Origin of the sequence: Arthrobacter sp. ZGTC131 (genome assembly GCF_002929275.1) — a bacterium.
GTDB lineage: Bacteria > Actinomycetota > Actinomycetes > Actinomycetales > Micrococcaceae > Arthrobacter.
In genome coordinates, this window is record NZ_PJIK01000007.1 from 188591 (window position 1) to 201035 (window position 12445).

A 12445-nucleotide genomic window follows, 5' to 3' on the forward strand; every position below is an offset into this window, starting at 1 on the left:
CCCATGCCCGAGTGTGACGCGGCCGGCACGTCGTGGACGCGGGCAGCGCCGCGTCTAAGGTAAAGTTGAGGTCACGTAGGGGAGTATCCCAAGCGCTACGGACGTCAACACGCAAGGCACAGATGCCTTGCCGGGCGTAGCGGGCAACCAATTCAGCACCAAGTGCACAGGTTCGCCGGAGAGACTTACACCAGTTTTCTGTACCCTGCGAAAGGTAACTCTGTGCAACTTCCCGTCTGGTTTGAGGTCGGCTCGTTCGTCGTCCTCGGCATCATCCTCCTGATGGACCTGCTTCTGGTGCTGCGGCGCCCCCACGAGCCCTCCATGAGGGAAGCCGGCCTTTGGGTTGCCTTCTACGTGGCGCTGGCCCTCGTGTTTGCCGGTGCCATGTTCATGTTTGCCGGCGCTGAGTACGGCGGCCAGTTCGTCGCAGGCTGGGTGACGGAATACAGCCTCAGCATCGACAACCTCTTCGTCTTCATCATCATCATGGCGCGCTTCTCGGTGCCCCGTAAGTACCAGCAGGAAGTGCTGATGGTGGGCATCATCATCGCGCTGATCCTGCGCGGCATCTTCATCCTGCTCGGTGCCATCGTGATCGAGCAGTTCAGCTGGGTCTTCTACATCTTCGGCGCGTTCCTGCTCTGGACCGCCTGGAAGCAGGCCCAGGATGAGGGCGAAGACGAGGAAGACAAGGAGAACGCGATCATCGCGAAGCTCCGCAAGGTCATCCCCATGTCGGAGAAGTTCGACGGCGGCAAGCTGCGCACCACGGTCGACGGCAAGAAGGTCTTCACCCCCATGCTGGTCGTCTTTGTCACCATCGGCATGACGGACCTGCTGTTCGCCGTGGACTCCATTCCGGCCATCTTCGGCCTGACCCAGAGCGCGTTCATCGTCTTCACCGCGAACATCTTTGCGCTGATGGGCCTCCGCCAGCTGTACTTCCTGCTCGGCGGGCTGATGAACCGCCTCGTGTACCTCAAGCACGCGCTGTCCATCATCCTGGCGTTCATCGGCGTGAAGCTGGTCCTGCACGCCATGCACGTCAACGAGCTTCCGTTCATCAACGGCGGGCACCACATCGAGTGGGCGCCGGAGATCCCCACCTACGTCTCCCTCGCGGTCATCGTGGGCACCATCATCATCGCCGTAATCGCCAGCCTGGTCAGCTCGGGCGCGCAGAAGGCAAAGCTGGACGCCCGCCTCGAGGAGGACGCCCGGAAGAGCCTGAGCGACGTCGACTAAGCGTTCCGCTTTTCACTGGCAACCCCGGTCACTCTGTGGCCGGGGTTGCCGCTTTTAACCCGTGCTTACCGCGCCCCTCGCGGACTATGCTCGGAGGATGGCGACCACTTCCCGGGCGGAGCCGGACCAGGCGCAGGTACAGCGGCGTACCGTGATGCTCCTGGGCGCCGCACAGCTCCTCAGCGGAATCGGCACGGGAGCAACCGTCTCCATCGGCTCCCTGCTGGCCGTCGACCTGACCGGTTCCGAGTCATGGGCCGGTTCAGTCGCCACGATGATGACCCTCGCCGCCGCCCTTGCTGCGCTGCCTTTGGCCTCCCTCGCCGAACGCCGCGGACGCCGGGTGGGCCTGGCCACAGGACTTGCGGCAGCCCTCGTGGGCGCCTTGCTGATCGTCGGGGCCGTGGTCTCCGGAATCTTTGTCTTCCTGGCCGTCGGCGCGGCCGGTGTCGGCGTCGGTACGGCCGCCAACCTGCAGGCCCGGTTCGCCGCCGTCGACCTCGCTGACCCGGAACACCGCGGCCGATCGCTGTCCGCCGTCGTCTGGGCCATCACGATCGGAGCCGTCGCCGGGCCCAACCTCATCCAGCCGGGCGCCGTCGTGGGCCAGACGCTGGGGCTGCCGCCCATCGCCGGACCGTTCGTGATCTCTGCGGCGGGACTGCTGCTGGCCACTGTCCTGTTGGTCGTCGGGCTCCGCCCCGACCCGCTGCTCTTCGCCCGTCGGCTTGCGGCGACCGGGGCGGTAGCCGGACCAGCAGCAAGCCCGCCCGCGGGTCCTCCGCGGCTCGGCGGATCACTGAGCAGGGGCCTGCACGCCATCCGGCATTCACCTGCCGCCATCCTGGCAATGGCCGCCGTCGTCGGGGCCCACGCAGTGATGGTGGGCGTGATGTCCATGACGCCGCTCCACCTGCAGGCGCTCGTCGCGGGCCCCGGCGGCGCCCACGGCAGCCACACAGCCGCCAGCGACGCCCTGGTCATCATCGGCTTCACCATCTCGCTGCACATCGCTGGAATGTTTGCGCTCTCGCCCGTACTGGGCTGGCTGACGGACAAGATGGGCAGGCTGCAGACCATCGCCCTGGGCCTCGGCACCATCGTTTCGGCCGTTCTGGTGGCCGGCTATGGGCAGGGCTCGGCCGGGGCCGTTGCCGTGGGGCTGGTGCTCCTCGGCGTCGGCTGGTCCGCTGCGACCATCGCCGGGTCGACCCTCCTGGCGGAAAGCGTGGACCAGGACGACCGGGTGGTGGTCCAGGGTGTCTCGGACATGCTGATGGGGGCGGCAGGTGCTGCCGGCGGCGCGGTGTCGGGCCTGGTCCTCAGCTGGGCCGGATACCTGGGCCTCAACCTGGCCGCAGGCGTGCTCGGCGCCGGGGTCCTGGCCGCCGCGGTCTTCGTGCTGGTGACCGGGCGTCAGCCTGCCGCCGGGGGTCGGCCCGCCCCGAGCACCGGCCGCGCCGCACCTCCGGACTGACGGCGGCCCGCCCGGCAGTCCGGGTTGCGCTGCCCCGCGGGCGGCGGGTCAGTGCCTGACTGACCGGACCATGCCCAGGAGGCGGCCGAAGATCGCTTCGCCGTCGTCGGCAATGCCGTCGTGATGGAAATCCCCGGATTCCCACGCCTGGAGTCCCCGAACTGCCGCGGCGGTCTCGAGGGAGAGCCCGTGCTCCACGTAGATGTCGTCGTGATAGACCGCGGCGGCAGCCGGGACCGTATTGGCGGCCAGCTGCGCCGGATCGTAGAGCGGTTTCCAGTCAGACTTGGCCGCCAGCAGCTCGGCCACGTCCTTGAGCGGGCGAAGCGCGGTGTCCTGGTCGAAGTACCACGGGTAGACCATTTCGCCGGTCAGCAGCACGTCGGAGGCCTCCGGGCTGAATTCGGGAAACTCCGCCAGGACGCGCCAGGCCGCCCAGTCTGTCGCCGTGCCCTGGCCGTAGATGGATTCGTGCATCAGCGCGTAGAGGGGATTGGCTGCCCGCGAAACCAGCGAGCGGACCTGTTCCAGAAACGCGTCGGACAGCCGCACGCCGCGGGCCGTCTCCACGAAGGCGTCCTCAAGCAGGTTGTGCAGCGCGTCCACCCGCGTGTTCCCGCCGAGGTACGAGCCGACCATCTGGAACCGTTCCACCGTGAGGCGTTCGCCGCCGGGTAGGTACTCTTCGGTGATGCGGAGGTGGTGGGCGATCCGGTTCACGGTCTCCCGGTCTTCCGGATACCAGCCGAAGTACTGGGCATTGCGGGTAGCCACGCGTTTGAAGGTCTCGCGGTAGACCCTGTCAGCGGGTCCGTTGAGCGGGGCCAGGCCGCCGGTGATCAGGACCTCCCTGAGCCCGGCGGGTGCGAAGGACAGGTACGTGAGCGCGCAAAAGCCGCCGTAGCTCTGCCCGTAGATGCTCCACGGCTCCGAACCGAGGGCCTGGCGGATCAGCTCGGCGTCAGCCACGATCGAATCGGCCCGGAAGTGCTCGAGGTAGCGTGCCTGGGCGGCCGCGTCTCCGCGCGCCGGAAGCGTGTTGCGGTCGACGGGGGAGGACAACCCGGTGCCCCGCTGGTCCAGCATGAGAATCCGAAAATCCTTGGCCGCGGCCTTGCTCCAGCCGCCCAGTGCGGTGAACCGGTTGCCGCGGCCGCCGGGGCCGCCCTGCAGGTACAGGAGCCACGGCAGGTCCGCCGCGTCGGCTTCGCTGTGCTCTGCGGACACGTACTCCCGGGCGAACACCGTGATGGTCTCCCCGGGGGTGTCGGCGTCCGGCGACGCGAAGTGGTCCAGCGGGACCGTGAAGTAGTGCTCTGCCGTGCGCATGCCACGGAACTCGTGCCTGGCCCGGACGGTGTGGAATGCCGCGTCCACGGCGGCCTCAGCCACGGACGCCCGCCTCGGCCCGGGTTCCGAACGCGGCAAGCGCCGGGCCGGTGAGCCGGAACGTGGACCATTCCTCCATCGGGAGTGCGCCCAGCTTCCGGTAGAAGTTGATCGACGGCTCGTTCCAATCCAGGACGCTCCACTCCACGCGCGCATAACCGCGTTCGACGGCGGTTGCCGCTAAATGCTGCAGAAGGGCCTTTCCGTGGCCCTCGCCGCGCGCGTCAGGCGTGACGTAGAGATCCTCCAGGTAGATGCCGTGGACGCCTTCCCATGTCGAGTAGTTCAGGAACCACAGCGCGAAGCCCTGGACCTCGCCGGCGTCGTTCTCGGCCATGTTGGCGAACACCCGCGGGTGGTCGCCGAAAAGCACTTCCGTGAGCATTTCCGGCGTGTTCCGGACGGCGTCCGGCTCCTTTTCATAGATGGCCAGTTCGTGGATCATCTGCAGGATTGCCGGGACATCGGACGGAGTTGCGGGACGGATTACGCTCATGTTCCGAGCTTACTTGGTCGTTCCGGGGCGGGCCTGGCGGTCAGAGCCGGTTAACGTCAGTCACCCGGACCACGGCGGTGCCGGTTTCGTCCGAGGTGGCAAGATCAACCTCGGCCGAGATGCCCCAGTCGTGGTTGCCCGCGGGGTCCTCAAAGATCTGGCGGACCTTCCACAAATCCGGGCCCTCGGTGATCATCAGCAGTCCCGGCCCGCGGGCGTCGGGGCCGGTGCCGATGTCGTCGTGTTCGTCGAAGTAGTCGTCCAGCACGTCTTCCCAGCGGTCCGCGTCCCAGCCTGCATCGCCGTCGAGCTCGCCCAGCGCGGCGGCGTCCTCGTCCGCGAAAAGCTCCACGCGCCGGAACATCTCGTTCCGGACCATGACCCGGAACGCCCGGATGTTCGATGTCAGCGACGGCGGCGGGGGAGGCGGGGCATCATGGGGAGTCGGCGCCGCCCCGGACGTCAGTTCCTCCCACTCGTCCAGCAGGCTCGAATCGACCTGGCGCACCAGTTCGCCCAGCCAGGCTATGAGGTCCTCAAGGTCCTCACGGAGGGCGTCCTGCGGAACCGTCTGCCGCAGGGCCTTGAAGCCGTCGGCGAGGTAGCGGAGCACGATGCCTTCGGAGCGGGCCAGGCCGTAGAACTGGACGAATTCGCCGAAGTTCATGGCCCGTTCGTACATGTCCCGGATGATCGACTTCGGGGCAAGCTCGAAGTCGCCCACCCACGGCGCGGCCTTGCGGTACACCTCGAAGGCCTCGGTGAGGATCTCGCCGAGCGGCTGCGGGTAGGTGACTTCATCGAGCATGGCCATGCGCTGGTCGTACTCGATGCCGTCGGCCTTCATCGCCGCGATGGCTTCGCCGCGGGCCTTCTTCTGTTGGGCCGAGAGGATCTGCCGAGGCTTTTCCAGCGTCGCTTCGATGACCGAGACCACGTCCAGGGCATACGACGGCGATTCCGGGTCCAGGAGTTCCAGGGCGGCCAACGCAAACGGGGAGAGCGGCTGGTTAAGGGCGAAGTTGGCCTGCAGGTGAACGGTGAGCCGCACGGTGCGCCCGTCCGCATGCTGCTCGGCGGCCGGGATGCGTTCCACCACTTCGGCGGCGAGGAGTTCGCGGTAGACGGACAGCGCCTTCTTCATGAGCCGGAGCTGGGAAGACCGCGGTTCATGGTTTTCGGTGAGCAGGCGCCGGGCGGCCGCGAATGGGTCACCGGGCCGTTCCATCAGGTTCATGAGCATCGCGTGGGTCACCGTGAAGCTTGATGTCAGGGGTTCCGGAACGGATTCCACAAGGCGGTTGTAGGTGGGCTCTCCCCAGGAGACGAATCCTTCCGGCGGCCTCTTCTTGACCACCTGGCGCAGTTTCTTCTGGTCGTCGCCGAACTTGGCGGTGGCCTTGGCCATCGCCTTGGCGTTTTCCACCACATGGTCGGGTGCCTGGACCACCACCGTGCCGGCGGTGTCGTAGCCGGCGCGTCCGGCCCGACCGGCGATCTGGTGGAATTCGCGGGAGTTGAGCAGGCGGGTGCGCACGCCGTCGTACTTGCTGAGTGCGGTGAGCAGGACGGTCCGGATGGGAACGTTGATCCCCACCCCCAGGGTGTCGGTGCCGCAGATGACCTTCAGGAGGCCCGCCTGCGCGAGCTGCTCCACGAGCCGGCGGTACTTCGGCAGCATGCCGGCGTGGTGCACGCCGATCCCGTGCCGGACCAGGCGGTTGAGCGTCTTCCCGAAGCCGGCGGCGAAGCGGAAATTCGCGATGAGCTCGGCGATTTTGTCCTTCTCCTCGCGGCTGCAGACGTTGATGCTCATCAGCGTCTGGGCACGCTCTATGGCTTCGGCCTGGCTGAAGTGCACCACGTAGACCGGAGCCTGCTTGGTGGACAGCAGTTCCTCGAGCGTCTCGTGCACGGGGGTCTGGTGGTAGTAGTAGTGCAGCGGGATGGGCCGCTCGGCGGAGCTGACCGTCGTGGTCGGCCGGCCGGTGAGTTCGGTCATGCCGGCCTCGAAGCGGCTGACGTCGCCGAGGGTCGCGGACATCAGCAGGAACTGGGCCTGCGGCAGTTCCAGCAGCGGAACCTGCCACGCCCAGCCGCGCTGGGGATCGGAATAGAAGTGGAACTCATCCATAATGACCGTGCCGAGTTCCGCCGCGGCGCCTTCGCGCAGTGCGATGTTGGCGAGGATCTCCGCCGTGCAGCAGATGATCGGGGCGTCCTGGTTCACCCCCGAATCGCCGGTGATCATCCCCACGTTCTCCGCTCCGAAGATCTCGCACAGGGCAAAGAACTTCTCCGAGACCAGGGCCTTGATGGGGGCGGTGTAGTAGCTCCGTTCCCCGCGGGCCATGGCCTGGAAATGTGCGGCGATGGCCACCAGTGATTTGCCGGATCCCGTGGGTGTCGCCAGAATCACGTTGGCGCCGGACGCCAGTTCCATGATGGCTTCGTCCTGGGCGGCATAGAGCGCAAGCCCCCGGCTTTCCGTCCACTCCACGAACCGCATGTACAGCGTGTCGGGGTCGTTGCCCGTTCCGGTGGTGATCCGTGTGGCCGGGGCGGGGAGCTGTTCAACGAGTTTCATTGCCTTCCAGCTTAGTGCCAGCACCTCCAGGGCGTGCGTTCGGACCGGCCCCGCACTAGGCTCGCAATATCCGAACCCTGGCGCAGGCCCGGCCGCGTGCGCCGCGCCAGGTGAAACCTTTCCGACCAACCGGAGGCCAAGTGCAGTGGGATCCCGCCAAATACGTCCAGTTTGGTGACTACCGGCAGCGCCCGTTCTTTGACCTGACCGCCCGCATTGAGGCTGAGGCGCCGCGGGAGGTCGTTGACCTGGGGTGCGGCCCCGGCAACCTGACGGCGACGCTCGCCGCGCGCTGGCCCGGCGCCCGTGTCATCGGACTGGACTCCTCGCCAGACATGCTCGCCACGGCGAGCGCGCACGCGCAGGGCGAACCGGGGCTGGAATACCGGCTCGGCGACATCGCCTCGTGGGCACCGTCGCCGGAGACCGGTGTCGTTGTCAGTAACGCCGCGCTGCAGTGGGTCCCTGGACACCAGGAAATGCTCGCCCGCTGGCTGAAGGAGCTGACGCCGGGGGCGTGGTTCGCGCTGCAGGTGCCGGGCAATTTCACCGCCGCGTCCCACACCCTGATGCGGGAGCTCGCGGAGTCGGCGCCCTGGGCTGCCAAGCTCGGCAGCGTCCTCCGCCATGACGAGGCCGTGGCCACACCTGCCGGTTACCTTGAGATCATGCTCGACGCCGGATGCGCGGCCGACGCTTGGGAGACCACCTACCAGCAGGTACTTTCCGGTGAAAACGCCGTCCTGGAATGGGTGCGGGGCGCCGGTCTCCGCCCGGTGCTGGCTACTCTGTCGCCGGAGGACGCCGCCGTGTTCGAAGCCGAATACGCGGCCCTCCTCGCCGAGGCCTACCCTGCGTCCGAGTACGGGACGGTCTACCCGTTCCGGCGGATCTTCGCCGTGGCATGCAAACTATAGGCCGGGCTACCAGCCGGGCCCGCCGGACTCTCTAGCCGGTTCGCCCGGCCGGACCGCCCGGCCGGGCCTCCTGGCGCCCCGTCCGGGAGGGCTCACGACACTGGGCGCACGCGCCACGCCTCGGGCACCACATCCGGATCGAAGTGATGTGGCTTACAATGACGGAGCGGCTATGGGGGCGGTCAAGAAGGCTCCTGGTCGGTCCTATCGATGGAGGAGGCGCGGTGCTTCTTGGCCTGATGATCCGACTCCTCGGAGAGCACAGGGCCGCAGTCTGGACCATCATTGTCCTGCAGGTGGTGCAGACGGCAGGGAACCTACTGCTCCCCACCCTGAACGCCAGCATCATCGACGACGGCATCCTCGCACGCCAGACCGACGTGATCGTTCGCCTCGGCGGATGGATGATGGCCCTGACCGCCGTGCAGGCGGGTGCCGCCCTTGGCGCGGGCTACCTTGGCGCCGTGGTGGCCATGAGGATCGGGCACCGGCTGAGGCAGGAGCTGTTCGACAGGGTCCAGGCCATGTCGTCCCAGGAAGTAGGCTCCTTTGGCGCCCCGAGCCTCGTCACCCGGACCACGAATGACGTCCAGCAAATCCAGACCTTCGCCGTGCTGGTGTTCACCATGCTCGCCGCGGCCCCCGTCATGGGCATCGGAGGAATTATCCTGGCAATCCAGCAGGACGCCACCCTGTCCGGCATCGTCATTGTGATTGTGCCTCTGCTGGTGCTCATCATGTACGTCATCGTCCGCCGCCTCATTCCGCTGTACCGGCAAGGGCAGGCCCTCATCGACGGCATTACGCGGATTTTGCGCGAGCAGATTATCGGGGCCAATGTCATCAGGGCGTTCGTCCGGCAGAAGCACGAGGCATCCCGCTTCGCCGAGGCGAACCAAAAGCTGACGGGCAACAATCTCCAGTCGGCGCTACTGGTGGCCGGCATGCTTCCCATCATCATGATCGTGGTGAACCTCTCTTCGGTTGCCGTGGTCTGGTTCGGCGGCCACCTCATTCAAAGCGGGCAGATGCAGGTGGGAGCCCTCACCGCCTTCATCGCCTACATTCTGCAGATCCTGCTCGCCATCATGATGGCGATGTACGTTTTCATGACCGCGCCCCGTGCGGCCGTCTGCGCCGAGCGCATCCAGGAAGTGCTCGACGTCGTTCCGGCGCCTGCCGTGCGCGGGCATGCCGGCTCCGGCCGGCACGCCTCGACCGCCGGCGCAGTCTCTCCGCGGTCACCGTCGTCGCCGTCGCCGTCGCCTCCGGCGGACCGCCCGGATGAGGACACCCGTACCGGGAATCGCTTCGGCGGACATGCCGGTGACGGAACGGTTCCCGTCGGAACTGTGGAGTTCCGGCGTGTCTCGTTTGCCTATCCGGGGGCGGAATCGCCCGTGCTGGCCGATATCTCCTTCACGGCGCGCCCCGGCACCACCACGGCCATCATCGGTTCGACCGGCAGCGGCAAGACCACGCTGCTGAACCTCCTGCCCCGGTTCCTGGACGCCACGGCGGGCGAGGTTCGGTTCGGCGGGAGGGACGTCCGGAACCTGTCCGCCGTGCACCTGCGGGCCCGGATTGCCGTGGTGCCGCAGCACTCCTACCTGTTTTCGGGCACCGTGGCCGGGAACCTCAGGATGGCGGCGCCCGACGCCACCGACGACGACCTGTGGCAGGTTCTCCGGATGGCGCAGGCGGACGACTTCGTCAGCAGCCTTCCGGGCGGGCTGTATGCCGCCGTCGTTCAGGGCGGAACGGGACTTTCAGGAGGCCAGCGGCAGCGGCTTTGCATCGCCCGCGCGGCGCTGCGGAAGGCGGACCTCTTCCTGTTCGACGACAGCTTCTCGGCGTTGGACTACGCCACCGAAGCCGCCGTCCGGCACGCCCTGGGGCCCGCCCTGGAGGCAGCCACCGTGATCATCATCGCCGAGCGGATCCCCACCATCATGCACGCCGACCAGATCCTGGTCCTGAACGATGGTCGGCTGGTGGCCCAAGGCACTCATGCCGAACTGCTGAGCACTTCGCCGGCCTACCGGGAGATTGCCGAGTTGCAGCTCGCCCTGGACGAGCAGCCATGAGGGGCGCGCACCTCGCTGAGAGAAAAGCGGGCACATTCCTTCCGGCGGCCACCCGACTGATCGGACTGCTGCACCCCGTCAGGGGCCGGATGCTCATCGCCGTTGCCTCCACCTGCGGGTTCGCGGCGCTGAACGTGGCGGCACCCAAACTCCTCGGTGACGCCACCGACGTCGTCGTCGAGCCCTTGGTGGGCGGTACCTTCGACGAGGGCAGGCTGGCCGGGCTGCTGCTGGTGGTGGCGCTCATGTACCTCGGCACGTCACTCTTCAACTGGGTTCAGGGAGCCCTGACTGCCACCGCGGTGCAGCGGCTGGTGTTCGGGCTCCGCTCCGCCGTCGAGGAGAAACTCCACCGGCTGCCGTCGGCGCATTTCCAGGAGCAGACCAGGGGGGACGTGCTCAGCCGGGCCACCAACGACGTCGACAACATCTCCCAGGCCCTCAACCAGCTGCTGACGCAGCTCATCATGTCCGTGCTGATGCTGTGCGGCTCGCTGGCCATGATGCTCTGGATCTCCCCGCTGCTCGCCGCCATCGCCCTCCTGTCGGTTCCGATATCCACCCTGATCACGGTCTGGATAGCCCGCCAGTCGCAGGTCTATTTCGCGGCGCAGTGGGCGTCCACCGGGGACCTGAACGCGCACATCGAGGAATTCGTCACCGGCCATGAGGTGATCAAGGCTTTTGGGCAGCAGGATGCCGCGGCGGCGACCTTCGGGCGCAGCAACGACCGGCTGGCCCGCACCAGCGCGCGCGCCCAGTACGTGTCCGGGGCCGTGCAGCCGCTCATGGTGTTCGTGGCGAACCTCAACTACGTGGCCGTGGCCGTGGTGGGGGCCCTCCAGGTGGCCGCGGGGGCCATGACCATTGGCGGCATCCAGGCGTTCATCCAGTTCAGCAGGCTTTTCACCCAGCCCATGGGCCAGATCGGCGGGATGCTCACGCTGATGCAGTCCTGTGCCGCGTCGGCGGAACGCGTCTTTTCCCTCCTGGACGCGGCAGAGATCCCGCGCGAGGACCCCGCGCAGGTCCGGCAGCCAAGCCTCCGCGGCCGGATCGAGTTCGAAGACGTGACGTTTGGCTACACCCCGGGGGTCAAGGCGGTCAGCGGGCTGTCCTTCTCCGTCCGCCCGGGCGAGACCGTCGCCATCGTGGGGCACACCGGGGCGGGCAAGACCACCGTGGTCAACCTGCTCATGCGCTTCTACGAGCTGGATTCAGGCCGCATCACCATTGACGGCACGGACATCGCCTCGGTGCCGCTGGATTCACTGCGCTCGAACTTCGGCGTAGTGCTGCAGGATGTCTGGCTGTTCAGCGGCACCATCAGCGAAAACATCGAGTATGGCGCGCCCGGGGCCAGCGACGCCGAAATCGTGGCCGCCGCCGAGGCCAGCCACGTGGATCACTTTGTCCGTTCCCTGCCGGGCGGTTACTCCACCGTGCTGGGCAACGACGGTGACTCCCTGAGCCAGGGGCAGCGGCAGCTCATCACCATCGCCCGTGCGCAGCTTGCGGGCCGCAGCGTCCTGATCCTGGATGAAGCCACGAGCTCGGTGGACACCCGGACGGAGCTGCAGATCAGGCTGGCGATGAGCAGGCTCAGGCAGGGAAGAACCAGCTTCGTTATTGCGCACCGTTTGTCCACGGTGCGTGACGCTGATCTAATCTTGGTCATGGATCACGGACGCATCGTTGAACAGGGAACCCACCGCAGCCTGCTGTCCGTGGACGGATACTACCGGCGTCTCTACAACGCCCAGTTCCGCGGCATAGACCGGGAACAGGGGACGGGACGCCACGCTGCCGGCCAGCGCGGCACCGGCGAGCACGGCGTGCGGGAGCCCGGCCTGTGAGCGCCGGTGAAGCCTTCCCTGGGCAGTGGAAACCCAACCACGGCAGCTCCGTGGCGCTGTACGAGCAGTTGCGGCTGCACATCATCGAGCAGGCCGACCAGGGAAAGATTGCCCCGGGAACCCGGCTGCCCGCCGTTAGGAACCTCGCCGGGGTTCTCGGCGTTGCCCCGCATACGGTCGCCCGAGCGTACAAAGAGCTCGAGGCCGCCGGCGTCGTGGCCACCAAGGGCAGGAACGGCACGGTGGTCTGCGCCCGCGACGAGCGGTGGGGCGTGTTGTCGGAGGCTGCCGCGGAATATGCCGCCGCAGCGAAATCCCAGGGCGCCACGTTCGCGGAGGCTGTCCACCTGCTGGCGGCGGCCTACGATGCCGGCTAGCGGGGCCCGCA

General features: G+C 67.3%; 9 protein-coding genes. 6 read left to right on the forward strand and 3 right to left on the reverse strand.

Annotation, left to right across the window (positions count from 1 at the left end; translation table 11 throughout):
• Window positions 1-222 precede the first annotated feature (222 nt).
• Both CXQ90_RS11200 and CXQ90_RS11205 read left to right on the forward strand, forming a co-directional pair.
• Entirely contained in the window at window positions 223-1248 is a 1026-nt protein-coding gene (locus CXQ90_RS11200) for a TerC family protein (RefSeq protein ID WP_104139150.1), read from the forward strand.
• A 97-nt stretch (window positions 1249-1345) separates the two neighbouring features.
• Window positions 1346-2725: an MFS transporter gene (locus tag CXQ90_RS11205; RefSeq protein WP_104139152.1), complete on the forward strand. Its 1380-nt coding sequence runs from the start codon at window positions 1346-1348 to the stop codon at window positions 2723-2725.
• A 48-nt stretch (window positions 2726-2773) separates the two neighbouring features.
• Here CXQ90_RS11205 and CXQ90_RS11210 read toward each other — a convergent pair whose 3' ends face one another.
• Genes CXQ90_RS11210 through CXQ90_RS11220 form a run of 3 tightly spaced genes read right to left on the reverse strand, consistent with a single transcriptional unit; the run spans window position 2774 to window position 7197 of the window.
• Window positions 2774-4054 carry an alpha/beta fold hydrolase gene (locus tag CXQ90_RS11210; protein ID WP_104139223.1) on the reverse strand — a complete coding sequence of 427 codons (1281 nt, stop codon included), beginning with the start codon at window positions 4052-4054 and terminating at the stop codon, window positions 2774-2776.
• Between the two features lie 55 nt (window positions 4055-4109).
• On the reverse strand, window positions 4110-4610 hold the full coding sequence (locus tag CXQ90_RS11215) for a GNAT family N-acetyltransferase (RefSeq protein ID WP_104139153.1): 501 nt from the start codon (window positions 4608-4610) through the stop codon (window positions 4110-4112).
• Window positions 4611-4650: 40 nt separating this feature from the next.
• Entirely contained in the window at window positions 4651-7197 is a 2547-nt protein-coding gene (locus CXQ90_RS11220) for an RNA helicase (protein ID WP_104139155.1), read from the reverse strand.
• Between the two features lie 140 nt (window positions 7198-7337).
• On the opposite strand from CXQ90_RS11220, the gene CXQ90_RS11225 reads away from it, so the two are divergent.
• From CXQ90_RS11225 to CXQ90_RS11240, 4 genes are all read left to right on the forward strand, one after another.
• Complete coding sequence (locus tag CXQ90_RS11225; RefSeq protein WP_104139156.1) at window positions 7338-8114, forward strand: trans-aconitate 2-methyltransferase; 777 nt, start codon at window positions 7338-7340, stop codon at window positions 8112-8114.
• Window positions 8115-8338: 224 nt separating this feature from the next.
• Window positions 8339-10201 carry an ABC transporter ATP-binding protein gene (locus tag CXQ90_RS11230; protein WP_104139158.1) on the forward strand — a complete coding sequence of 621 codons (1863 nt, stop codon included), beginning with the start codon at window positions 8339-8341 and terminating at the stop codon, window positions 10199-10201.
• The gene (locus tag CXQ90_RS11235; protein WP_104139159.1) at window positions 10198-12057 is read left to right on the forward strand and encodes an ABC transporter ATP-binding protein; all 1860 of its coding nucleotides are present in this window, start codon (window positions 10198-10200) and stop codon (window positions 12055-12057) included. The genes CXQ90_RS11230 and CXQ90_RS11235 overlap by 4 nt, the downstream gene beginning before the upstream one ends.
• Window positions 12054-12434, forward strand: coding sequence for a GntR family transcriptional regulator (locus CXQ90_RS11240; RefSeq protein WP_104139161.1), 381 nt, complete (start codon window positions 12054-12056; stop codon window positions 12432-12434). Before CXQ90_RS11235 ends, CXQ90_RS11240 begins: the two co-directional genes overlap by 4 nt.
• Window positions 12435-12445: the final 11 nt, after the last annotated feature.

Bases quoted from the DNA above. Each gene is read 5' to 3' on its own strand.
- CXQ90_RS11205 (WP_104139152.1), top strand. From the start codon at position 1,346: ATGGCGACCACTTCCCGGGCGGAGCCGGACCAGGCGCAGGTACAGCGG.
- CXQ90_RS11210 (WP_104139223.1), bottom strand. From the start codon at position 4,054: ATGCGCACGGCAGAGCACTACTTCACGGTCCCGCTGGACCACTTCGCG.
- CXQ90_RS11215 (WP_104139153.1), bottom strand. From the start codon at position 4,610: ATGAGCGTAATCCGTCCCGCAACTCCGTCCGATGTCCCGGCAATCCTG.
- CXQ90_RS11220 (WP_104139155.1), bottom strand. From the start codon at position 7,197: ATGAAACTCGTTGAACAGCTCCCCGCCCCGGCCACACGGATCACCACC.
- CXQ90_RS11235 (WP_104139159.1), top strand. From the start codon at position 10,198: ATGAGGGGCGCGCACCTCGCTGAGAGAAAAGCGGGCACATTCCTTCCG.